The sequence below is a fragment of the Marinobacter qingdaonensis genome, assembly GCF_034555935.1.
GTDB lineage: Bacteria > Pseudomonadota > Gammaproteobacteria > Pseudomonadales > Oleiphilaceae > Marinobacter > Marinobacter qingdaonensis.
Window position 1 is genome coordinate 2,726,037 of sequence record NZ_JAYDCJ010000003.1, and the last position, 23,532, is coordinate 2,749,568.

The 23,532-nt window shown below is 59.4% G+C and carries 21 protein-coding genes; 10 read left to right on the plus strand and 11 right to left on the minus strand.

The window, feature by feature from the left end; genetic code table 11:
• The first annotated feature begins 10 nt into the window (after positions 1-10).
• The 4 genes from U5822_RS15695 to U5822_RS15710 all read left to right on the plus strand — a co-directional run bounded on the left by U5822_RS15695 (position 11) and on the right by U5822_RS15710 (position 4,616).
• Positions 11-1,603 carry a dihydrolipoyllysine-residue acetyltransferase gene (locus U5822_RS15695; protein WP_322856551.1) on the plus strand — a complete coding sequence of 531 codons (1,593 nt, stop codon included), beginning with the start codon at positions 11-13 and terminating at the stop codon, positions 1,601-1,603.
• Between the two features lie 9 nt (positions 1,604-1,612).
• Entirely contained in the window at positions 1,613-3,451 is a 1,839-nt protein-coding gene (locus tag U5822_RS15700; protein ID WP_322856552.1) for a protein kinase domain-containing protein, read from the plus strand.
• A gap of 78 nt (positions 3,452-3,529) precedes the next feature.
• Entirely contained in the window at positions 3,530-4,156 is a 627-nt protein-coding gene (locus U5822_RS15705; protein WP_322856553.1) for a TetR/AcrR family transcriptional regulator, read from the plus strand.
• Positions 4,149-4,616 carry a DMT family transporter gene (locus tag U5822_RS15710; protein ID WP_322856554.1) on the plus strand — a complete coding sequence of 156 codons (468 nt, stop codon included), beginning with the start codon at positions 4,149-4,151 and terminating at the stop codon, positions 4,614-4,616. Before U5822_RS15705 ends, U5822_RS15710 begins: the two co-directional genes overlap by 8 nt.
• A 47-nt stretch (positions 4,617-4,663) precedes the next feature.
• On the opposite strand, the gene U5822_RS15715 is transcribed toward U5822_RS15710, so the two are convergent.
• On the minus strand, positions 4,664-5,770 hold the full coding sequence (locus U5822_RS15715) for a GlxA family transcriptional regulator (RefSeq protein WP_322856555.1): 1,107 nt from the start codon (positions 5,768-5,770) through the stop codon (positions 4,664-4,666).
• Positions 5,771-5,876: 106 nt separating this feature from the next.
• On the opposite strand from U5822_RS15715, the gene U5822_RS15720 reads away from it, so the two are divergent.
• Together U5822_RS15720 and U5822_RS15725 are read left to right on the plus strand one after the other, a co-directional pair.
• Entirely contained in the window at positions 5,877-6,686 is an 810-nt protein-coding gene (locus tag U5822_RS15720; protein WP_322856556.1) for an enoyl-CoA hydratase/isomerase family protein, read from the plus strand.
• A gap of 77 nt (positions 6,687-6,763) precedes the next feature.
• Complete coding sequence (locus U5822_RS15725; protein WP_322856557.1) at positions 6,764-8,413, plus strand: long-chain fatty acid--CoA ligase; 1,650 nt, start codon at positions 6,764-6,766, stop codon at positions 8,411-8,413.
• A 60-nt stretch (positions 8,414-8,473) separates the two neighbouring features.
• Here the strand turns inward: U5822_RS15725 and U5822_RS15730 are convergent, their stop codons facing one another.
• From U5822_RS15730 to U5822_RS15750, 5 genes are all read right to left on the minus strand, one after another.
• Positions 8,474-11,527 (minus strand): efflux RND transporter permease subunit, encoded by a 3,054-nt coding sequence (locus tag U5822_RS15730; protein WP_322856558.1) that lies wholly within the window; start codon positions 11,525-11,527, stop codon positions 8,474-8,476.
• Position 11,528: 1 nt separating this feature from the next.
• Positions 11,529-12,674 carry an efflux RND transporter periplasmic adaptor subunit gene (locus tag U5822_RS15735; RefSeq protein WP_322856559.1) on the minus strand — a complete coding sequence of 382 codons (1,146 nt, stop codon included), beginning with the start codon at positions 12,672-12,674 and terminating at the stop codon, positions 11,529-11,531.
• Positions 12,675-12,714: 40 nt separating this feature from the next.
• On the minus strand, positions 12,715-13,290 hold the full coding sequence (locus tag U5822_RS15740) for a TetR/AcrR family transcriptional regulator (RefSeq protein ID WP_322856560.1): 576 nt from the start codon (positions 13,288-13,290) through the stop codon (positions 12,715-12,717).
• A gap of 126 nt (positions 13,291-13,416) precedes the next feature.
• The gene (locus tag U5822_RS15745) at positions 13,417-14,118 is read right to left on the minus strand and encodes a thioesterase family protein (protein ID WP_322856561.1); all 702 of its coding nucleotides are present in this window, start codon (positions 14,116-14,118) and stop codon (positions 13,417-13,419) included.
• Positions 14,119-14,285: 167 nt separating this feature from the next.
• Complete coding sequence (locus U5822_RS15750; protein WP_322856562.1) at positions 14,286-14,702, minus strand: MarR family winged helix-turn-helix transcriptional regulator; 417 nt, start codon at positions 14,700-14,702, stop codon at positions 14,286-14,288.
• A gap of 117 nt (positions 14,703-14,819) precedes the next feature.
• Between U5822_RS15750 and U5822_RS15755 the strand changes: the two genes are divergently transcribed.
• A complete protein-coding gene (locus tag U5822_RS15755; protein WP_322856563.1) occupies positions 14,820-15,746 on the plus strand; it encodes a LysR family transcriptional regulator in 927 nt (308 codons plus the stop codon).
• A 9-nt stretch (positions 15,747-15,755) separates the two neighbouring features.
• Here U5822_RS15755 and U5822_RS15760 read toward each other — a convergent pair whose 3' ends face one another.
• The 3 genes from U5822_RS15760 to U5822_RS15770 form a co-directional block, all read right to left on the minus strand.
• Positions 15,756-16,769: a zinc-dependent alcohol dehydrogenase family protein gene (locus tag U5822_RS15760; protein WP_322856564.1), complete on the minus strand. Its 1,014-nt coding sequence runs from the start codon at positions 16,767-16,769 to the stop codon at positions 15,756-15,758.
• Positions 16,770-16,982: 213 nt separating this feature from the next.
• Positions 16,983-17,384, minus strand: coding sequence for a GFA family protein (locus U5822_RS15765; protein ID WP_322856565.1), 402 nt, complete (start codon positions 17,382-17,384; stop codon positions 16,983-16,985).
• A gap of 25 nt (positions 17,385-17,409) precedes the next feature.
• Complete coding sequence (locus tag U5822_RS15770) at positions 17,410-17,994, minus strand: NAD(P)H-dependent oxidoreductase (RefSeq protein ID WP_322856566.1); 585 nt, start codon at positions 17,992-17,994, stop codon at positions 17,410-17,412.
• Between the two features lie 109 nt (positions 17,995-18,103).
• On the opposite strand from U5822_RS15770, the gene U5822_RS15775 reads away from it, so the two are divergent.
• Positions 18,104-18,475 (plus strand): winged helix-turn-helix transcriptional regulator, encoded by a 372-nt coding sequence (locus U5822_RS15775; protein WP_322856567.1) that lies wholly within the window; start codon positions 18,104-18,106, stop codon positions 18,473-18,475.
• Between the two features lie 20 nt (positions 18,476-18,495).
• Here U5822_RS15775 and U5822_RS15780 read toward each other — a convergent pair whose 3' ends face one another.
• Positions 18,496-19,431 carry a bifunctional transcriptional activator/DNA repair enzyme AdaA gene (locus U5822_RS15780; protein WP_322856568.1) on the minus strand — a complete coding sequence of 312 codons (936 nt, stop codon included), beginning with the start codon at positions 19,429-19,431 and terminating at the stop codon, positions 18,496-18,498.
• Positions 19,432-19,647: 216 nt separating this feature from the next.
• On the opposite strand from U5822_RS15780, the gene U5822_RS15785 reads away from it, so the two are divergent.
• Positions 19,648-20,625: a peptidoglycan-binding domain-containing protein gene (locus tag U5822_RS15785; RefSeq protein ID WP_322856569.1), complete on the plus strand. Its 978-nt coding sequence runs from the start codon at positions 19,648-19,650 to the stop codon at positions 20,623-20,625.
• Positions 20,626-21,057: 432 nt separating this feature from the next.
• Positions 21,058-22,755 carry a methyl-accepting chemotaxis protein gene (locus tag U5822_RS15790; RefSeq protein WP_322856570.1) on the plus strand — a complete coding sequence of 566 codons (1,698 nt, stop codon included), beginning with the start codon at positions 21,058-21,060 and terminating at the stop codon, positions 22,753-22,755.
• Between the two features lie 380 nt (positions 22,756-23,135).
• Here the strand turns inward: U5822_RS15790 and U5822_RS15795 are convergent, their stop codons facing one another.
• On the minus strand, positions 23,136-23,387 hold the full coding sequence (locus U5822_RS15795) for an HP1242/YdcH family protein (RefSeq protein WP_322856571.1): 252 nt from the start codon (positions 23,385-23,387) through the stop codon (positions 23,136-23,138).
• Positions 23,388-23,532: the final 145 nt, after the last annotated feature.

Genomic DNA, 23,532 nt, shown 5'->3' on the forward strand with positions numbered 1-23,532 from the left:
GAGAACAATGATGAGTGATTTTATACTGCCCGATATCGGTGAAGGTATCGTGGAATGTGAACTGGTCAAATGGCTGGTGGCCGAGGGCGATGTGATCGAAGAGGATCAGCCAGTGGCCGAGGTCATGACCGACAAGGCCCTGGTGGAAATCCCCGCGCCCTACAAGGGTCGTGTCACCCGGCTCTACCATAAGGAAGGCGACATCGCGAAGGTGCACGCGCCGCTGTTCGAGCTGGTGGAAGAGGACGGCGAAGGCGGCGCCAGCAACGCCGCGCCAGAAACACCGGCAGAAACCAACACCGCTGATTCCGCGCCGTCACCGGCGCCCCAAGCGGCCGCCGGTGACAGCGACGACACCCCGGAAGACTTCATTCTGCCCGACATCGGCGAAGGCATCGTCGAGTGCGAGGTGGTTGAATGGCTGGTGGCCGAGGGCGATGAGATCGAGGAAGACCAGCCCGTGGTCGAAGTGATGACCGACAAGGCCATGGTCGAGATCACCGCGCCCAAGGCCGGCCGGGTTACCAAGCTGTACCACGAGCAGCAGGCCATGGCGAAGGTGCATGCGCCGCTGTTTGCCTTCATCCCCCGGGAACGTGAGGAAGGCGCAGCGCGCACACCGGCGGCCAGCGCTCAGCCCGCGCCGGAGGCCAAACCCGCGGTAAACGCACCATCCCAGAAACCCGGCCATCAGCGCATTCCCGCCAGCCCGGCGGTGCGCCGACTGGTGCGCGAGAACAATCTGAACCTGGCCGACATTGTCGGTTCCGGTAAAGATGGCCGGGTGCTCAAAGCCGATGTACTTGCGCACCTGGAACAGCCGGCCAAGCCCGTTACCGCCGAACCTTCTCCGGCACCGTCCGCCGGTCGGTCCCGTCGTGCCCCGGCGGGCGAGCAGGAAGTTCGCGTGGAGCCGATTCGCGGTATGAAGGCGGCCATGGCACGCAGCATGGTGGCCTCGGCCAGCACTATTCCGCATTTCAATTTCAGTGAGGACATCGACGTCACTGACCTGCTGAAGCTGCGGGAACAGCTGAAGCCAGTGGCTGAGGCCCGAGGTTCAAGGCTGACGCTGATGCCCTTCATCATGAAGGCCATGGCTCTGGCGGTGCAGGAATACCCGATCCTCAACAGCCAGCTGAACGACGAGGCCACCGAGATCCACTACCTGCCCTCGTGCAACATCGGCATGGCGGTGGACGGCAAGGCCGGGCTGATCGTGCCCAACGTCAAAGGCGTGGAGCACCTGACCCTGCTGGAAGTCGCCGACGAAGTCGCCCGACTGACCGAAGCGGCGCGCTCGGGTCGGGTCAGCCAGGACGACCTGAAAGGTGGCACCATCTCCATTTCCAACATTGGCGCCCTGGGCGGCACCTACGCGGCGCCGATCATCAACGCGCCGGAGGTGGCCATTGTGGCTCTGGGCCGGACCCAGAAACTGCCGCGCTTCGATGCCAACGGCCAGGTGGTGGAACGCGCCATCATGACCGTGAGCTGGGCCGGCGACCATCGCATCATCGATGGCGGCACCATTGCCCGCTTCTGCAATCTGTGGAAGGGCTACCTGGAATCGCCGCAGACCATGCTGCTGCACATGGGCTGATCCCTGACCATGGTGCAGAAGGCGCAACTGCAGCAGTTCTATATCCCGGAAGAGCAGTCGATCTACCTGCTCAGCCACGACGATGCCAAGAAGCTCAAGGACTGGGTGGCGCTGTGTGCCACCCAACTCCGCCAGCTCGGCTACCGGGACATTGAACTCATCGGCAAGGGCGCCTACGGTTTTGTGTTCGCCGGGCGCATGGTCCGCGAAGACGGCAGTGAACTCGAGCATGTGTTCAAGTTCACTCGCATCAACCTGCCCCAGCACCTGCAGGATCGGCTCGAAGACGAAGCCCACATCCTCGAGCAGGTTCGCCACCCGCGCGTCCCGAAACTGATTTCCTATCAGCGGGCGCGCAACCAGCCCATTCTGGTCATGGAGCGGGCGGCCGGCCTGAACCTGGAGGAAGTGTCCTTGCGGGAGGGCCGGCTGAAACCCCGGCTGATCATGCGCATTGCCGACCAGTTGGCCGACATCCTCCGTAACCTGCGTCGGGAAACCGGCGCCGCCGGCCGGCCCATCGTCCACGGCGACATCAAACCCTCCAACCTGGTGTTCGACGCCAGTACCGAGAACATTGCCCTGATCGATTGGGGCTCTTCGGTGTTCGCGCAGCTGGACGCCAACCAGCAGTTCGTCACCGCCAACGTGATGGAGCTGATGTCCGACAACCTGCAACAGACCAATGCCCGTCTGGGCGATGTCTACTTCATTGGCACCGAACAGCTGAACGGCGGACTGTCTTCCCCGCGCTTTGACGAACAGGGCGCCGCCGGCACACTCTACGCCCTGGCCTCGGGCCAGTCCTGCCGGTTTGGGCATCAGGCCATTCCGGCCACGTCCCTGGGCTTGCCCATGGAGTTTGCCCGCATGCTCGATGGCATGCTTGCCATCGACCCGGACACTCGCCGCAAGGCCGGCGACTACTACCTGACCGAAATGCCCCGTATGGCCCGCACCGTCATGATCGACCTGCCGACGGCACCGGTCGCACCCCTGGTGCCGGTGTGGGTGCGGGCGTCCGATCAGGAAATCGATACCGTGGTGTACAGCTCCCGAAAATCCTTCCTGCGGGAGGAAGGCGCGCCGGAAACCCTCAACGACGTCAACGACGTCCAGCTCGACCGCTACTACAAGAACTTCATGCAGGGTATGGGCGAAACCGAGAAAGCCTTCCTGGCGGCGGTCAGCCGGCTCGGGCGTTACCCGGTCGAAGGCGGCCTGGCGGTACGCTGGGAAACCGACGGCGTGTACGTCGACACCTCACTGAACCTGCACGACCCGGCCCTGAAACCGGCGTTCGTTCGGGCCGTCAACAACATGGTCAACCTGGCCCAGGCGATTTACCGCAAGGGCATCTTCAAGAGCTGCCTGTTCAACGCCCGTAACACCTTGCACATCGACCGGGACGATGCCGACCAGCCGTTCCTGGTCAGCCCGGGCATGAGCCTGCACTACGAAGTGAGCGCGGCGCCGGAGGTGGAGGACGAAACCCGTGTGCACTCCTACTTTGAGGACGGTCCGGACCCGGAGGAATTCCTGGTGCTGCCGGACACCATCATCAAGGCCCTGGAAGCCCTGAACGACATTCATCACACCGGCATGATCATCTTCGAGGCGCTGCCCAAGCACCTGAAAATCCATAGCCACTACCGGCTGCTGGATCCGGACCAGGAACCGGAATTTCGCCGCCTGCTGGATGTCATCCTGTCCGCGGTGGAACAGATCAGCGGGCTTGGCATCTCCGGGTTCATGAAAATGCCCTACAAGGACACCCGTTTCTTCCCGCACATTGAGCGGCTGCCCGAGAGCTACTACCCCCGCAATCCCCGAACGTCGCTGGCCTGAAGCTTCCCGCCACCCAATTTGACATGATGCATGTCATACGAAATAATCTTTCGCATGATGGGCATCATGGGAAATCGCATGAATACTCGAGTTCAAAGGAAAGAGGAATCCCGCCAGCGCATTCTGACCTCGGCCGCCAAGCGGCTTCGACGGGAAGGATTGGGGGGCGCGAGCGTCGCGGCCGTGATGGACGATGCCGGCCTGACCCATGGCGCGTTCTACTCGCATTTCCAGAACAAGGGCGAACTCGCCCGTGCAGCCTTGGAAGAGGCGCTGCGGCACAACCGCAAGCGCTGGACCGGTGGTTGGTCCCGCGGCTCCTGGGCTAGCCGCCTGTCCGACCTCGCAAAACGGTACCTCACTCCGAACCACCGGGATAATCTCGATGACAGCTGTGCCCTTACCGCGCTGTGTTCGGAAACGGCGCGCAGTGACGAATCCTTTCGAGCGACCTATCAAACGGAACTGACCAAAACGCTCTCGGCAATCGCCGACCAGAATTTCAACGAACTCGATCGCCAGCAAGCGGACGACGTGCTTGCCTTCATGTCGCTGCTTGTTGGCTCCATGGCGCTCTCCCGTGCCGTGGACTCCGGCCCGTTGTCCGATCGAATTCTGGACGTCGGCCGCGAGGCAGCCTCCCGCCTCGCATCTGTGGACTCACAATCACCGGCAATTCAAAAGGAAAACACCCACCATGAATAATCCCCTGGCCTACTCCCTCATTATGATCGTTGCCGGCATTGGTATCCCTGTCATGGCCACCCTCAACGGTGGCCTGGGTGCGCGGCTCCAGAGCCCGACCCTGGCAGCGGCCATCCTGTTTTTTGTCGGGCTGGTCATTGCGGTTGCCTATCTGCTGGTCACCGAGGGCATTCCTGACAAGATTTTCCACGCCAGCACACCGCTGTATTACTACCTCGGCGGTTTTCTGGTGTTATTTTATATTCTGACCATCACCTGGGTCGCACCGCGCTTCGGCATCTCCAATGCCATTGCATTCGTGCTGCTAGGACAAATGATTGCCATGAGCATGATTGACCATTTCGGTTTGTTTGGAGCCCAGCGATTCGCCCTGGAGCCCCAGCGCATAGCCGGGCTGACCATGATGGCTATAGGGGTTTTCCTGGTGCTCAATAAGGCGACCCCCCCCGCCGGCAGTTAAGACGTAGCGTCAGTAGGGCCCGCTCTACTGACTGGCTTCGCTTATTTTCATCGATCCCCGGCATCGCTTTGCTCCGCAGTTTCTCGACCAGTCCCGAAGGTTCGTCGATACTCGCCCGGGGTCATGTTGATTTTCTGCCGGAACAACCGGCTGAAGTAACTCCGATCCTCATAGCCGACCCGATAACCGATCTGGTCGACCCCTAACACGTCCGACGCCAACAGTTGCTTTGCCGTCGCCAAACGAACCTTCTGCAAATACTGCATGGGTGTGTCACCCGTTGCCTCCTTGAATCGACGCCGGAAACTCCTCAGGCTCAGGCCGACCTTATCGGCCAGTTCCTCCAGCAAAAAATGTGATGAGAAATTGGACTCGATCCATTCCTGGGCGTCCTGGATCTTTCGGTCCCCGTGTTGTTTTTGCTCCTCCAGCGCCAATTGAAATTCCTTGGGCGCCTCCGGCAAGTCCATCATAAAGTGGCGCGACACCCTGGAAGCGACCTGAATACCCCAGAGTTTCTCGATCAAATACATGGCCATCTCGAAGCCGGAAACTACTCCGGAGGAACAAAACAGGTTACCCGACGCAGTGATATGTTTCTCCGGCTGCAAGATGACCTGGGGATAGCGCGATCGGAACAGGTCCACCATCCGCCAGTAGATGGTCGCGGTCCGGTTATTGAGCAACCCCGTTTCCGCCAGCAAAAACGTCCCGGTATGCAGGCACGCAATTTTCGCTCCGGTACGGTACTGCTCACCCAGCCAGTTCACCGTCTCCCGGTGTTTCTCGACCACGTTTTCAACCCCGTCCCAGATTCCGGAGACGATGATCAGTTCCGGGCGCACCAGCTCATGTATAGCGCAGTCCGGCTGCAGATCAGAACCACAAAAGGTTTTTATCGGGGCCCCGGATTCACTGGCGACCATCACTTCCTTACCTCTGGCGCCCTGATTTTGCTGGTGCCGGAAGGCCACAGAGCCGGCATAGAAGATATCCCGAGCCAGGGAAATACTCATTTCCATGGCTCCATCAAAGGCGAGTATGGCAACGGTTCCGGTGTGTTTATCTGACTCCACGTGGTTACCCCAATATTTCGATAGGTAGCTCATTAAAACACATACTAACCACCCTCTGTCGATGGCCGTTTTGTCCAAAATACGGTCATTTTCATCCGCAGTGACCGCCTCCGTTTCTCCCTACTATAGATCCGAAGCCATCCGGTGACGCGCACCGGGGCGCCACCACAACAGGAGATCCGTCATGCCAACAGTACTCTATGAAAAACGTGGAAGAATTGCCTACATCACCCTGAACCGGCCCGAGGCCATGAACGCTATTAACGAGGATATGCACGAGGCCCTGTGGGATATCTGGCAGGAATTCTCGGTTGATGACAGTGTTGATCTCGCGATTGTGACTGGTGCCGGGAACGAGGCATTCTGTGCAGGTGCTGATCTGAAAACCCATGCCACTTCGTGGGTCAAGCGGGCCGATGCGCTCTTCCCTCGTGAGAAAATCAAGGACGGCCTCGGCGGCCTGACTCGCGGGATGCACCGTATGTACAAACCCGTCATTGCCGCTGTAAACGGCTGGGCCCTGGCCGGAGGGCTGGAGACTGCCATGGCCTGTGACATTCGTATTGCTTCCGAAAATGCTCAGTTCGGCTCTTTCGAACCCCGTCGCGGTTACCACCATGGAGACGGCGGGATCGTGCGTGTCGTCAATACCTGCGGTGCCGGCATTGCCCTGGAAATGAACCTGACCGCTGAACCCATCAGCGCCGAACGGGCCCTGCAATGCAACATGGTGTCCAAGGTGGTTCCCCAGAGCGAATTAATGGCAACCGCCGAAAAAGTGGCCGCGAGCATTCTGCGCAATGATCAGTGGGCGGTACGTTCTGCCAAGGAAACCATCCTCAACGTCATTGGCCGGCCACTGGACGACCAACTGGCGTATGAAGCCTTTACAGGATACTCGGGTGCGGCAAATCCGCCGGTGGCGAAACTCCTCGCCGATTTCGCCGACAAGACGGACAAAGGTCGTGTCGGCAAGAACAAAACCGAGCTCTGACATCGTCCAGCCGGCGGCACCTAACCGCCGGCGCCTGCCCCTGGATCGCACCACAACAACGATAATCGGAGGTTTCAATGAACCCCATGCAGGATTCCCAACTCTCAATTACGGCCGTGATGCACTACGCAGAACGGCTATTCGGTGATCAGGAAATCGTGTCCGTGACCCACGATATTCCAAGACACCGCTATACCTATCGGGACGCGTTTCAGCGAGTACGAAGGTTGGCCAACGCGCTGGAAAAGCTGGGCAATGGCCCGGGCGATGTGCTCGGAACCCTTGCCTGGAACGACTATCGCCATTTTGAACTCTACTACGCCATTTCGTGCAGCGGCATGATCTGCCACACCATCAATCCGAGGCTGTTCCCCGAGCAGATTGAATACATCATCAACCACGCGGCAGACCGCTGGCTGTTCGTCGACCCTGATTTCATTCCGCTGCTGGAGAGCCTCCAATCCCGACTACCGGCGGTGAAGGGCTACGTGGTACTCACCGATGCCGCACACATGCCGGAAACCACGCTTCGCAACGTGATTTGCTATGAGACCCTGGTCGGCGCGGAATCCGATCGGTTTGTTTGGCCAGAACTGGCGGAAACCACACCTTCAGCGCTTTGTTACACGTCAGGCACCACCGGCAATCCCAAGGGTGTGCTCTACACTCACCGCTCAACCATCCTCCAGTGTTACGCGACCTCTACCCCAAACGCCTTTGCGGTCTCCGCCTCCGATACGGTCATGCCTCTAGTCCCCATGTTTCACGCCAATGGCTGGTCCCTGGTGTATTCCTGCCCCATGAATGGCGCCAAGCTGGTTCTTGCCGGTGGCAAAGCGGGGGATGGCGAAATCGTGGCGGAGCTGATCGCCTCTGAAACCGTCACGTTCACGGCGGGCGTTCCCACCGTTCTAGGCGCCCTGCTCCGCCACACCCGGGAGAATGAGATTACGCTCGAGTCTCTGGAGCGTGTTGGTGTTGGCGGCGCAGCCTGTCCAGCCGCTATTTACGACGAATTCAAGTCAAGGCACGGTGCACGGGTGCAGCAGGGCTGGGGGATGACCGAGCTAAATCCTATCGCCAGTTATAATGCCGCAACGCCGCAACAGACCGCCGGTTTGAGCGCTGAAGAGGCTAAAACCAGAGCCCTCAAACAGGGTCGCCTGCTTTTTGGCATCGACCTGAAAGTGGTTGACGATAATAATCAGGAGCTTCCCTGGGATGGCCGGAGCGCCGGCTCCATCAAGGTGCGCGGACCCTGGGTTATCCAGCAATACTTCCGTCACGAGCAGTCCACCACCGATGACGATGGCTGGTTCGACACTGGCGACATCGGCACCATGGATCAGTGCGGTTATCTCCAGATCACGGACCGAAGCAAGGACGTTATTAAATCCGGCGGCGAGTGGATTTCATCCATTGAACTGGAAAACCTGGCCATGAGTCATCTGGACGTTCTGGAAGCCGCGGTCATCGGGCTGTCACACCCAACCTGGACCGAACGCCCGCTCCTGCTTGTGGTTCTCAACGATGACTCGACATTGACCTCGGGGCAATTGTTGGCATGGTTCGAGGGCAAGGTTGCAAAATGGTGGATACCGAGCGACTGCGTGATTGTCGAGTCTCTCCCACACACCGCTACGGGTAAGCTGAGTAAAAAAGACCTCCGCGATGCGTTCCGGGGCTACACCTGGGGAATGCAATCCGAACCTGAGGAAACCTCCTAGTTGAGCGCCGGCCGGGGTTTCGCCAACCCCAGGCCGGCAGCAGCGATCCATTCACAGGGTTTATCGGTGGAAGGGAATGCGCAGCAGTGTGCAGTAGACAACTGGCAGTACGATCAGCGTCAGCGCGGTCGCTACCCCCAGTCCGAACACAATGACCACCGCCATGCTGGCAAAGAACGCGTCACTGAACAACGGAATCATGCCCAGCATGGTCGTGATCGCCGCCATCAATACCGGCCGGACGCGACTCACCGCGGCGTCCACCACCGCAATGAACGGATCGCTCTGCTGCTCGACCTGAAGCTTAATCTCCTCCACCAGCACGATGGCGTTCTTGAGCACCATACCGATCAGGCTCAGGGTGCCCAGCAACGCCATGAAGGTGAAAGGTGCGCCGAACAGCAACAGCCCGCCAACGATCCCGATCAGAATCAGAGGCACGATGGACCAGATCGACAGCGCCTGACGGAAGCTGCCAAACAGCAACATGGTGATGATGAACATGCCCAGCAGCCCCATGGGCAAAGAGGCGAACAACGACGTTTGTGCCTCGCTGGAGGTCTCGTACTCGCCACCCCACTCGAGGGTATAACCGTCCGGCAATTGCAGCTTGGCGACTTCCGGCCGAATGCGCTTGAGGACACTTGCAGCGGTCTCACCGGACAGCGGCATGGGCTCGGCATACACCGCCAGCATGCGCTGACGGTTGCGGCGTTTGATCAGCGGATCCCGAAGCTCGGTGCGGGTGTCACTCAGAACATTGCCGGCCCCCACATAGGCCTGTTGCTCGTCACTCCAGACGTTGATGGCGCCCAGATTTTCCACGTCGTAGCGCTGGCTCTCGCGGGATCGCATCAGTATGGGAATCAGATCACTGCCTTCCCGGTACACCCCGACCCGCTCACCCTGGTTGTTAAGCAGCAGCGCCTGATGCAGGCTTTCACGAGATACGCCCACGCGCCGGGCCTGCTCCTCCAGGAACTCGGGCACCAGGACCAGTTCACGGTTGCTCCAGGAGATTCGGACGCTGTCGGCCATTTCCTCATTACGGAAAATGGCTTCCACCTGGGCCCCGAGCTGACGCAGGACGACCGGATCGTCACCATAAATGCGGGCTTCCAGACTGGCGGTGGCGGAAGGTCCGACCTGCAGCGCCTGAACCTTGTACTGAACGTTTGGGAATTCCGCGCGCAGCAGTTTGATCACCTGCTCCATACGCGCCTGGCGGGAGGCCTTGTCTTCGGTCTCGACAATCAGCTGACCGAAACTGGCGTAGCGTTTTTCCGGTGCGTACGTCAGGGTGAAGCGCTGCGCCCCGCCGCCGACCACCGTGGTCACCTGCTTCACCGCGGGCATGTCACCCACCTGCGATTCAAGCCGGCTGACGACCTCCTCGGTACTGAGGATATCCGTGCCTTCCGGCAGCCAGACATCCACGAAGAACAGTGGCGTAGTGGCGTTCGGGAAGAACGCATTCTTGACCTGACCGGACATCGACAGCACCGCCACCAAAAGCGCCACTGCCAGGCCGATGGTGACGTAGCGGAACCGAATGGCCAGGGTCAGCACACGCCGGAAGACCTGGAAAATAAGGCCCCGATACGGGTCCTCCGGTGCCGATCCGGTGGCCAGTTCCGCCGACCGGTCCGCGAAAAAGCGATCGAAGAAAAACGGCGTGAGGGTCAGCGCGGTCACCCAGCTCAGGATCAGCGAGTAACAGAGCACCCAAAACAGGGAACCGATAAACTCGCCCGTGGTGTCTGGGGACAGGCCAATTGGTGCAAAGGCGGTGATGGCTATGATGGTCGCGCCCAGGAGCGGCAACTTGTTCTGGGCAATGACGTCCTTGGCGGCTTCCCGCTTTGACCGGCCCCTGGCCAGGCCGATCAGCATGCCCTCGGTCACCACAATCGCGTTATCGACCAGCATCCCCAGCGCAATGATCAGGGCGCCCAGCGAAATCTTCTGTAACTGCAGTCCGTGTATCGCCATGAGCACGAAGGTGCCCAGGATGGTGATCAGCAGGATCAGCCCCATCAGCAGGCCACTGCGTAGACCCATGAAGAGCAGCAGCACCACGATCACGATGCCCACCGCCTGAGCCAGATTCACCAGAAAGCCGGACACCGCCTCCTCCACCACCGCCGGCTGGTTATAGACTGTGTTCATGGTCATGCCCAGGGGCATCCGCTGTTCCAGTTCGGCAAGGCGCTGGTCCAGCAACTCGCCCACCTCAACCACGTTCACGCCCGATGCGAAGGAGACCGCCAGCGTCAGGGCCGGCATGCCGTCAGAGTGGTACAGCAGATTCGGCGAATCGGAGAATTCCCGGTGGACTTCGGCAATATCCCGCAGGCGGACCAGTCCGCTGTCCGCAGAACCCACGACCAGACGCTCCAACGCCGGTACCGTATCCATTTGGCCGCTGGGCTGAACCGACAGGGACAGGCCCTCGCTCTTCAGGTGTCCGGCGTTACCCACGGTGTTCTGGGCATTGAGCAGATTGGCCAAATAGGACGGTGAAATACCAAGGGCCCGCATGCGGTCGCGATCGAGGGCGACGATGATCTGTTCCTGGGCCTGACCGCCAATGCTGACTTTGGCCACCCCATCAATGAGCTGCAGTTCACGCTGGATGAGGTCCGCGTGATCTTCAAGATCCTTCAGGGAGTAGTCTTCGCCCCGCAGGGTCAGGAACAGGCCAAACACATCGCCGAAATCATCGTTCACCACCGAGTTCGAGGCGCCAGGCGGCAAGACGGCCTGGGCATCGTTGATTTTACGGCGCAGCAGGTCCCAGTACTGGTCCAGCTCGTGTTCCTGCACGGTTTTTTCGAGCTGCACGGTGATCTGGGACAGTCCGTCTGAATTAATCGAGGTAACGTCATCCAGCCCGGGCATTTCCTGGATCGCCTTTTCAAGCGGCAGGGTCACCTCTTCTTCCACTTCCAGTGGCGTTGCGCCCGGGTATTGAGTGGTGACCACCGCCGAGCGGAGGGTAAATTCCGGAAACTCCAGCTGGCCCATGCCAAAAAACGCCTGAATGCCCCCGAGACTCAGCAACAGGGCGAACATCCAGCTGATGGATTTGCGATCAAGAAAGTAATCCACCATCTCAGAGACCACCCTCTTTGACCCACGGACGCACGGTTCGGCCTTCACTCATCAGGTGCGCACCGGCGGACACGAGGCGGTCGCCTGCTTCTAGTTGTCCCTGCAACAGCACGCCGTCGCTGGTCTTGGCGCTTGGGGTAACCGGCACCGGTTCCACCCGGCCGATGTCTTCACCCTCTGTGTCGGCCTTGCTGACGTAGCGCCAGACTACGGCCTGATCCGGATTATGCTCCGCAGCGGTCACGGCGCCCGCAGGCACCAACCACGAAGCGTCCTCGTCACCCGTCAGGGCATTGAAGTCCAGCAGAACCGAAGCACTCATACCGGACAGCACCATGGTGTCCTCCGGTGCCGGCAGGGTGACCGTGACCTCGTAGCTCAACGAGCCCCGAGCCGCGTTACTGTCATGTTCCTTGTAACTGGCCACGTAGCGCTGGTTGGGGCGCTCGGCGAAGGTCACCCAGGCCATCGGCTCAGTGCGCTCGCGGGCCGACCGCGCCCGATCCGGCCGCACCTGCCGAATGTCTTGTTCGGGCATCTGGAAGGTGACGTCAATCGATCCCGGGCGTTGCAGCTCAACGATGACCTGCTGTGCTGCCACCACCTGATAGACTTCCACCGGTACGCGGGATATCACGCCGGCAAACGGCGCCTTCAGCACGGTATAGGACAACTGATCTCTGGCCTGAGCAAGCTGGGCCTTGGCGGACAGGTATTGGGCCTCGGCCTCATCGAAACGGGCCCGGCTGATGGCGTTTCGCTCCAGCGAAATCCGCATGCGTTCGTAGGTCGCCTCGGCCAGATTGAAACTGGATTGGGCATTCTCAAGCTGGGCGTTGGCGTCCCGCTGATCCAGGCGGGCAACCACTTCACCCTGTTCAACAGTGTCACCGGCTTTGACATTGAGTGCGACCAATTCGCCGCCGACCCGGAACGACAACTCCGAATGCTCGGAGGCAGCTACCTGACCGGGATACTGCTTGAGCCCGCTGACCCGGGCGGTGTCCAAGGTCACCAGCTTTACCGGGTGAACGGATTGCTTGGTCAGTGGCGGGGCCTCGGCGGTGCAGCCGACCAACAGGAAAACAACCGCTGTGATCGCCCCCCACAGGGAGGACTTCCAAACCGCGTCAGTAATGTTGTTCATTGTGTCTCCCGATATTTATCGAGTCAGGGTGAATCGCTATTCAGGCCAGGGCGATTGCGTCCCACGCCATGTTGAATCCAAGGTCAATCTGTTCGTCCGTGCCCTCGAAGCTGCCTTGCCGGGTCCGCTGAACCAGGTGGTGGATGGGTCGGAACATGAAGGTTTCGAGCAGCGGCAGGGGCACCGGTTTGATCAACCCGGTTTCCTTGCCCCGCTCGACGGCATCGAGCAGCGGCGCCGCCTTGGCCTCGTTACGCGCCTGTATGTCCGGAGTCATCCAGGCCGAGTGGGTAAAGCTGTCGTGGTAGCGGAAGTATTCGGGCCGGCTGAGACCCAGACGGAACAGGGCGTGCCAGGTGCGGCGCAACCCGTCTTTCAGATCTGTGCCTTGCTGGAAGCTGGCGACCGCCGCTCCGATAACTTGGTCACTGACGTAAAAAAATGCCGCTTCCAGGAGTGCGTTCTTGTCGGCGTAGTAAATGTAGAGCGTGCCCGGCGATACCCCGGCGCTGCGGGCAATGCGGGCCACCGAGGTGCCGGCAAAGCCGAATTCGGCGACCTCTTTAAGGGTGGCTTCCAGAAAGGCCAGGCGTTTGGAGTCGTCTCTTTGTCGCATAGGTGCAGGTTCAATCCAGATGGGTGCTAACAATAAAGCGCCCGCCTAAATTAAATGAACGTTCATTTATTATCAATCGTCAAAAATAAGCGCATACCGAAATATGCGCTCAATGCAGTCTGAGGTTCAGGCGAAAATGAGGTTGGTTTGCAGGCTCTTGGCCACCAGCCTGCCATCCGGAGTCCAGATATCGGCGCTGGAGGAACTCACTCCGTCAGCGCCGAAATGCACCTTGGCCAGATACCCCAGGTGATCTCCCGGCTGAACGGTGCTGGCGTGTTCGGTGAAATGCATGGACCAGCTCACCGTAGATACCGGCTTGAAACCCACGTAGTACGGGCTGGCGGTCGGTGGCCAGGAATCGATCAGGGCAACCAGGTGAGGGTCCTTGATCTGTTGCGGAGCGTCCTTGAACCGCATCCAACCGCCAAGCTCCGGCACCTTGCCGCCTTGGAACGGCACACCGGCCGTGGTCACGTAATTGTCGAAGTGGGAGACGAAGTCCGGCAAGCCGACCTCGGTCATCTGGGTGCCCTGCTCTTTCGGCGCGAGATCGGGCGCGGTGAAGGTATCGATTCGCACGTCCGACTCGATGGGCCGAACAAAATCGGCCCGGGCGGTAACCCGAATCTTGTCTTCCTGAATCAATCGGATTTCTCGGGATGTCAGGGTCTTGCCGTTGGAAATCTCCTCGACACTCACGGTATACGACTGCCCCGCCAGCGCCGGTCGGACAAACTCGACCTGGAAATGGCGCAGCGTCTTGTCCGGGTCGACGCCCTCGCCGGCGGCCTGGCACAGCACCGCTCCGGTAATACCGCCAAACAAAGTTCGCCCCTGGCCCTAGGAGGGCTCTATGGGCACGTACTGCTTGTCCCTCACCTGCTCCAGAATCTGATCGATGTGCATGATGCCAACCTCCTTCGCTGATAATCGCGGTTATTCTCTTGCATACAAGATATTTAGACGAACCACGGTGCACTCCTCCTGAGCCACTACAGTTGCTTCAGCAACCGCTTGAGCTCCGCAACCTCGGTGTCCGTCATCCCCTCCAGAAACGCCGTATTCGCCGGTACCACACGGTCATTGACCGCTTCAGCCAGTTTCTTGCCGGCAGGCGTCAAGTACACGCGCGCCACCCGGCGATCGCTCGGGTCCTGCCGCCGTTCAACCAATGACAGCGCTGAGAGCCGGTCGAGAACGCCGGTAATGGTAGCGCTGTCCAATTCGCACTGTTCCCCGAGTTCGGTCGCCCGGATATCACCGCGCACCCACAACTGGTTCAGTACCCGGCCCTGAACGGCGGTCAGCCCCAGGTCCTCCATGGCGGCCTTGAACGCACGGGAGCCCCGCCGGGCCGCGCGGGTCAAAAGATAAAAAATGCACTCATTGGGATGCTTTGAGATGTCCATAGCTTGACCCTACCCAGGATTTACTTTGTACACAAGAGAAATATTCGATTGCTCAGAGGGGTGTCGGCTGTCAGCCGAGACATTAGAATGTTCGTACTCCCGAGGACCCAACACGTTATGCTCGACAAACTCGACATCAAACAGATGCGCCTGCTGCTTTTGGTCGCCCAAACGCAAAACCTGAGCCGCGCCGCAGACGCCCTCGATGTTAGCCAGCAGGCCGTAAGCATTCAGCTGAAAGCACTGCGGGCGATTTTCCACGACCAGCTGTTTGTCCGTCACGGCCACAAGATGGTGCCTACGCCGAAATGCGAGCGGTTGTGGGCCAAGATCAAAAGCGTCCTCGAATCACTGGAGCCGGAAACCCAACCAGAGCAATTCGATCCGGCGGCCGTTGAGCAGACAGTCACCGTATCCGCGGCCGATTACTCCCAGGCGGCGCTCTTGGTGGAGCTCTTCACTCGGGTACGGCGGCTGGCACCCGGTTTAAAGCTCATTGTGAAGGATCTGGAGATCGATTCGCTGGAAGAATCCATGCGGGAGGGAAAGCTGGACCTGGTCGTCAGTATTCCCGATTTTTTACCTGAGCAACTGCCCTACACCACCCTGTTCAGCGAACGCTATGTCTGTGTTGCCGCTAGCGGGGCGGATATTCGCATCTCGGCGTTTACCGATCTCAACCACTTTGATCACCTGATCGTTTCGCCAGCGCGGGCCAACCTGCGGGGGTCTTCCGCACAATGGTTCAAGGCGCTCGGAGTGGATCGAAACATCGTTTCGTCTGTCCCCTCCTTCAATTTGGTGGCCGACTATCTGAAAGGTACCAACACCCTCGCCTTCGTACCTTCGAGGCTCTTGCCCCATCCGGAACTTCAGGTCGTCGACGTTGACCAGACGCCACCGGGGTTCGACGTCGTGGTTGCGTGGCATCCGAGAACCCGCCACAGCCCATTGCATCGATGGTTGATCGGACAGCTGGTCGACATTGTCCAACAGAAAACCGCCGCCCCGGGCTGGACACTCGGAGCGGCGACAGGTCAGTGAGTCAGGTCATTACCAGGTGACGGCAACCTTGCCAAAGTGGGCGCCGCTTTTCTGGTAAGCAAAGGCGTCGGCCAGCTCTTCGAAGCCAAAGGTTCGATCAATAACCGGTCGATGTTCATTCATCTCCAGCGCCCGGACGTAATCCACCTGGTGCTGACGACTCCCCACCAGCAAGCCTTGCAGGCGTACCTGTTTGAACATCAGGGCGGCGGTCGGCAGGTTACCTTCGAAACCGGTCAACACACCGATCAGTGAAATGTGGCCACCCGGAGCAACGGCCTGCACGGATTGCTCGATGGTACCCGGGCCGCCCACCTCAATGATGTGCTTCGCACCCTGGCCTTCCGTCAGTTCCAGCACCTTCGCCCCCCAGTCCGGTGTGGCACGGTAGTTGATGGTCTCGTCAGCGCCCAGAGCTTCAAGGCGAGCCAGCTTCTCCTCCGAGGACGAGGTCGAAATCACCCGCGCACCAAACATCTTGGCGATCTGGAGAGCGGCGATAGAAACACCGCCAGTTCCCAGGGTGACGATGGTGTCGCCGGCCTGCAGCTGACCGTCACTGACCAAGGCGCGCCAGGCGGTGACGCCAGCCGTGGTGATCGACGCCGACTCCTGGTGACTCCACCCTTTCGGTGCCAGCGTGAAGGCGTTGGCGGGACGGGTGACGACTTCTGCCGCCATACCGTCGACGCCATCGCCCGGCGTCAGGGCGAAGTCGCTCACTGATGCATCCGCCGGGCCATTCAGCCACTGGGGAAAGAAAGCCGAGACCACGGAATCACCGACGCTGAATTCGGTCACTCCCGCACCTACCTCTTCCACCACGCCGGCTCCGTCCGAAAGCAGGATTCGATCATCCTCAGTGCCCAGGGCGCCCTCGGCAACCAGCAGGTCATGGTAATTCAGGGAACCGGCGGCAATGCGTACCTTGATCTCTCCGTGACCGGGGGACGGTGCGTCGGGAGCGTCCACCACCTGGATGTTGTTCAAGCCACCGGGTTGCTTCAGGGTCAATGCTTTCATGGGATCTCCTATCGATGCTCTATGAAAGATGAAACCTTAGGCCGCCCAAGTAACAAGTGAAACCGAGTAGCTCTTGTAAATTCAACAAGCCATCAATTGTTATAAAAAGAGAAAACTCTTCACGGTTTCCCTATTGCCGGCGCCGTAAAAACTGGGACTTTCGCATTGGCATGAGCCCGGGTCTTTGATTTCGTAACTCTTGTTTCGGGCTATTCAGCGTTTGGGCAAGGCGTCGGCGATATCGATCACCCGGCGGTCGTAAAAGAAATGCGAAGTGGATTCAAAGCCCTCTGGCAGTGCATTCCTGTTGCACTTTCGAAACATCAACTGAGAAATAAGCTTCCAGCCCATGGCGTTCGTGTTGTACAGAATGTCGCCGCACTGTTTGCAGAACACCCGCTTCATTCGCTTCCGGGGGTGCTGGAAGGCAATGACGTTGTCCTCTCCTCTGGTGATTTGAACTTGATCGGGCTCCCAGGCCAGCACTGAGTGGTAGGGCACCTGGAGCAGTTCCCTGCAGTCCTCGCAGTGGCAATAACCATGCACTCTCGGAGCACCCGAGGTGGTGACCTCAACCGCGCCACAATCGCAATGTACTTGGTGATGTTCGCTCACGGCAAACCTCCTCCTTTTCTGACTCTTAAAAGTACGACGCCAGATGCGCAGCGTAGCGATCAAAATCACGCTCCACGTCGGCATTCTTCATCACGTCGTAGCAGGCAAAGGTCGGCAGCGCTTCCATTCCGAAGAAACGGAAGTTCATGTGCATGGGGAACAGCAGGTCATCCACGCCCTTGCCCTGGAACAGGTATTCGTTCTTGTCGTCAAACGACTCCGCCGGCGCATTGAACGTCACCGACATCATGTACTTGGTATCGGTCAGGGTTCCGCCAGCGCCGTAGTTGGCCTTGGGGGCCTCGGCCGTTCGGCCGTCACCGTTGCACAGCGCGCCGCCCATACCAGCGGTGTACACCTCGTCCATGTACTTCTTGAACGTCCAGGGTACGCCCATCCAATTAATGGGGGTTTGCAGGATTACCACATCGGCCCATTGATGGTTCGCCAGCTCGGTGTCGACGTCCCAACCGGCATCGACCTCCACGATACGGGTTTCGTGCCCTTTGGAGCGCAGGACCTCGTCTGCCATTTGGACCAGGGTCGCGTTCAGACAACCCTCAGAGAACGGGTATTTGTGGTGTGCGTTGATGATCAGAATGTTGCTCATGATGGTCTCCTGGTTAAGCGTTCCGGTGGTGTGTGAGCTACCACTGGTATACTATGGTTACCTGAAAACAGCGCGCAATTAGTTTACTTTTGGTAACCTGGAGAAAAACATGGCGGGCAATCAAAAAGCAGTCGTAAAAACGGACAGTTACGGCAGAAAAAGTGTCATCAATGTTTGTAATGAGCCCTGCTCGATTGAAAAAGGCATGCGGCTGATCGGTGGTAAGTGGACCGGCTCAATCATCTTCCATTTGAAGGATGGCCCGGTTCGATTCAACGATCTGAACCGAATGTTGGGCGGTGCCAGCAAGAAGATGATTGACCAGCGCCTGAAGGAACTGGAAAGTCGTGGCATGGTCGTTCGGACGGTGATCAATGATCGGCCGGTCGCAGTAACCTACGAATTGACCGAGTTCGGCAAAACCGCCCTGTCGGTGCTGGACGAACTGCGCATCTGGTCAGAGACCCACAACGTGGCCTGATCCGGAAACGGCATGAACACTCATTCTGCTGCCGGAGCCGGCTCCGGTTCACGCTCCAGATCAAGCAGCTGGCGCTTGCGCTCCAGCCCCCAGCGGTAGCCGCCGAGTTGGCCATCGCCTCGCAGGACCCGGTGACAGGGAATGAGCACCCCCACCCGGTTGCGGGCGCAGGCGGAGGCTACCGCCCGTACCGCCTTGGGTTTGCCAATCTGCTCTGCCAGCTCGGTGTAGGTCAGCACCTGCCCGGTTCGGGTGGATTGGAGGAACTTCCACACCGTAGTCTGGAAAGCGGTGCCGCGCAGGTCCAGCGGCAGGTCGGGCATGGGCCCGCCCTGCTCCAGGAACTCGTCCAGTGCGGACATCCAGTGGTCCAGATCCGGCGCGGCCTGGGCCGGTGAAGGCAGCAATTCGGCTTTCGGGAATTCGGCCCTGATGACCTCAACCAGCTGCGCGCTGGTCTCGCCAAACTGGACGAAACACACCCCCCGCGCCGTTGCTGCCATGGCGACCAGACCCAATGCGGTCCTCCGGCAGGCGTACCAGATGCATTCACATTCGGCGCCCCGCCGGTACGAGGTTGGGGTCATGCCAATTTTGCCAACCTTGTCCTCGTATACCCGGCTGATCGAGCCGTAACCGGACTCGTAAATGGCGTCGGTCACGCTGTTGCCGCTTTTCAGTGCCTGCTTCAGGCGCCGGGCTCTTACCGCGTCCTGGTAGGCTTTGGGCGACACTCCGAGTACGGCCTTGAAGGTTTTTTGAAGCCTCGAGGGCGACAGACCCACTTCGGCGGCCAATTCCTTCAATGTGAGGGTCTGTGCCGACCGCTGTTCAATGGTGCGGGCCAGCTGGACCATCTGCTCACGCCGGCGATCGGGAGTTTCACGGGGGCTTGTCTGTGCGCTGCCAAGCGCCTCCACCGAAGATTGGGTTGGCTTGTCGTTGGGTATGCTCATGGGCTGGTCTCGTCGGTCGTCTTTACCCTTATCTGAACCTGTTGCCGGGCCTGATTCCATCCGTTTATTGCCGAAGTCACGCTTCTGTTCCGGGCATCTTTCATTTTTTGCTCAGGTGCACCGGAGTCTGTGGTGTGGTGCACGGAATGCCGGGACGACATCGTCGATAATCGGTCAATGGCCACCAACTGACAACCACCACGGAGGGTTTCTCTCATGGGTAACGCAAGATCCCGCGCCGCCGGCGTGTCCCTGCTCCTCGCCATGTCGGCCAGTGGAGTCTGCCACGCCAACAATGTGCAACTGATCTTCGCCGCCGAGAACGCCCTTTACGCCGCCGGATTCGACATAGGTCAGGCCGATGGTTGGATGGATGAATCCCTCACGCGGGCCATTCAGCAGTACCAGACCCAGAACCCGAATCTCAGTCGCAGCGGCACCCTGGATTCCGACACTTTAACAGCCCTGGGCATCAGCGCACCCTCCACCCGCCTGGTTATGGGGAATGTCGTGCCCAGTCGCGCCGAGGCCATGTCAGCGCTTGGCCTGACTACGGCAAAGGGCCTATCCGCAAGCACGCCGGCTGCGCCGGTAAAAAAGGTCCGCCGGGCGCCCGAAACCGGTTTGCAGCCCGTGGCGCCATTCACGGCTGACGCTCCAGAGCAGCCTAAACCTGTGGCCACCGTCACCCAGGCCAGCCCGAAACCGACAACCCCGGTTGAACCCTCTCGCCCCACTGCTGCTGCACGCCAGCCTGAGCCCGCTCCGAAACCCGTGGTGGAATCCGTCACCGCACCCGTCGCGACAGCGACCATCGCTGCCGAGCCCACCTCCAAACCGGAAATGCCCCTGTCGACCCAACCGGTGCCAACTGCTGCCCCTGAGCCTGTCAGCGCCCCAGCACCGTCCGCCGAGCCGGCACAAGTACCACCAGCCCAGACGGCGGACGCTCCAGCCGAACCCAATGACGCCACCCTGGCGAGCGCCTCTGACGCGCCCTCCAGCGAGAGCCCGGCTAAGGCTTCAACGATGGAAATCGATGTGCCCCAGGAAGCCGCCAGCACGGTTCCTGAGCCAACGCCACCAACCCCAACCCAGGTTGCGGATGCGCCAAAAACCGAGCGGCCGGCACCGTCCAGCACAGGGAGCTTTTTCAGCAGCCTGTTCGACTTTCTGTTTGGCTGGTTGGTGTAAATTTTTGGCTTTTTGTTAAAAGCTGAGGTCTCGCCCCTTCGGTTCTGCAAAAATTCGCTTCTGCACCTTCAGTTTCGCTTGGGAAGGTCGATAAGCTTCAAGTCCGCAGAATAAACAGAAGGGAAAACAATGGCGTCCTCTGTGTTTCAATCAATTGAACGGAAAATGGGCGTGCCGGGAAAACTCCTGGTCGCCCCCGTTTTCATCCTGACCCTCTTTGCTTTTGTCACGTTCTCCAGTGTTCGCGAGTTCCAGCTCCTGGATGAGCGCATGAACACCGTGGCCCGTGACCTCGCTCCTGACACTGCCACCGCAACGGACGCGCTCATCAATCTTTACCGCATGAGGCTGAGAGTTTTTGACTATTATTCAACGGGTAATGAAGATCTTTTAGACTCATTCTCACAGTTAGAAGCCGATTTTGAACAGGGCATGACTGACGCCCAGGAGAATATTCAGGATCCGGAACGTGCCGCGCTGGTTGACCAGATCGAAAGTGCGACCCGTGACTACGTCGACGCCTTCAGAAATGAACTGGTACCAGCCAAGCAGCAGGTGCTGGCGATCATCAAGAATGAACTGGATGTTCACGGCCCGGAAGCCACGGATGCCCTTCGTCGGGCACTGGACGGCGTGACCAACCGGGATCCTGAGAGTCGGTTCCGGGTGGTACTGGAACAGCTGCTCAGCGACGCCCTGCTGATGCGAATGGCGGCGCAACGCTATTTTGCGGATGGTAATGACCGCTCAAGAAAGAACCTGACCTACGCCATCGAAGACCTAGGTGACGCCCTCGGGCTGATCGACATGCGGGACGTCCCTGACTACGTGGAGAATTACCTAAAAACCGCCATCGGCGAATTGGAGCAATACCGGGCGTCGGTGGAAAAACTCTTGGTCCAGCAGGACAAGGCCGTGCGCGTGAAAACCGAAAAACTCGACGTCTTGGGCCCGTCCATCGCGGAAAAAGCCCGGGAACTTGAGTACAACGTATTCGGTGCGCTGGAAGAAGTGGCAGACGACGCCGACGCCGAGACGGACAAGGCACTGCAATTCACTACCGCCGCCTTCGCCATTTCCGTCGTTCTCGGGCTAGTGGTCGCGGTATTGATGAGCCGCTTGATGGGCTCCAGCGTAAAGCGCGCAAGAACGGAGATACTTCGCTACCTGGACGACATCAGCAACAACCGGGGCAACGTCACCACCCGCCTCAGTCAGGGCCGGCCGGACGAGATCGGCGATTTCATCGAGGCGGTGAACGCCTTCCTGGCCACCCTGGAGGACACCATCTCCAAGATCGTTACCTCCTCGCGCCGGCTTACCACCGAATCCGAGTCCCTGTCCGGCATCACCGAGCGCACCACCGCCAACTCCGAGCAGCAGCGGGATCAGATTACCCAGGTGTCCGCCGCCATGCAGGAAATGGTGTCCACCTCCGAGGAGATCGCCTCCAACACCAGCGACACCGACGAGTCTGCCCGTCACGCCGCGACCCTGGCCGAAAGCGGACAGGAAACGGTGACCACCGCGATCAACTCGGTCAACAGCCTGGCCGGACAGGTGGAAGCGGCTTCCAAGCGCATTCAGCAACTGGAAAACGAATCCGGCGAAATCGGCAGTGTCCTGGAAGTCATCCAGAACATCGCCGAACAGACCAACCTGTTGGCGTTGAACGCGGCCATTGAGGCCGCCCGGGCTGGGGAGGCCGGGCGTGGCTTCGCGGTGGTGGCCGACGAGGTGCGCGGGCTGGCCAAACGGGTCCAGGACTCCACGGTCGACATCGAGCGCATCGTGTCCAACCTGCAGCAGGGTGCCGCCGGTGCGGTGGTTGATATGAGCCGCGCCAAGCAAATGGCGGGCGAGGCGACGGACGAAGCCGGCAAATCTGGGGCCGCCCTGGCCGACATCCTGTCCGCGGTGCACCGCATCGTGGAGATGACCACGCAGATTGCCAGTGCCACCGAGCAGCAGCGGGCAACGGCGGCGGAAATGACCCAGAACGTGGAATCCAGCAGCGAAGCCATCGACAAGCTGGCAGACGACATCGGTCAGGTCAACGGTTCCAGCACCTCACTGGCCGACATGGCCGAGGATCTTAACGAAATGGTTCGCCGGTTTCAGGTCCGCTGAGCGGAACCCAAAACCGACAGGCACAAAAAAGCCGGGTTGATTTTTGGTCAACCCGGCTTTTTTCTTGAGACTGTCAGAACTTCCAGAAAGGCGTCCGCAGTTTCTGGTGAACGACATCGGGCGAGAAACCAACGTCGTTCAGCAGGCGACGATCGGTCGTCATCACCAGGTGAACAAAGTTACGTTTCATGCGCCAACCTCTGTAAAACGCCGAAGCACGCTTCATTTTAACCTCCAAAAATCAACACGCTCCGTAACGGGTGAAAACCTCACGGAGTCCTCATTAGATAGGCCCCTATTTTAATGGCCGAATCGGATGTGCTGAATACTTGGAAACCCCTATCAGGAGCGCTTTCCGGCGGTATTGAGGTTGGTGGGAATTACGTACCCCGACCGTTCTGAACCAGGGCCTGGTAGATCTCATCTTTGAGCTGAACCCGCTTCTGCTTGAGCCGGTGCAGCTTGTCGTCGCCGATGGGGGCATCCCGCAATTCCAGGCCTTCGATTTCCTGGTCCAGCTCTGCGTACTGGTTGAACTTGTCCCCGAACTTTGGATTGGTGTTTCGCAACTCGTCAATCAGGTCCCTGTATTGCGGAAACTCTTGGTGAAGTTGGTGATTGGAAATCCCCATAACGATGCTCTCCTATTCGTTGCAGAGTGTCGGGCCCCTATCCTCTCATAATAGCCGAGCCTGCCAGTTTGGGAACGCCTTTGACAAATCGCTAATAACGCTGCCGGCAATGGAGGTATAGGATGGAGAAAGCATAAACAGAGAC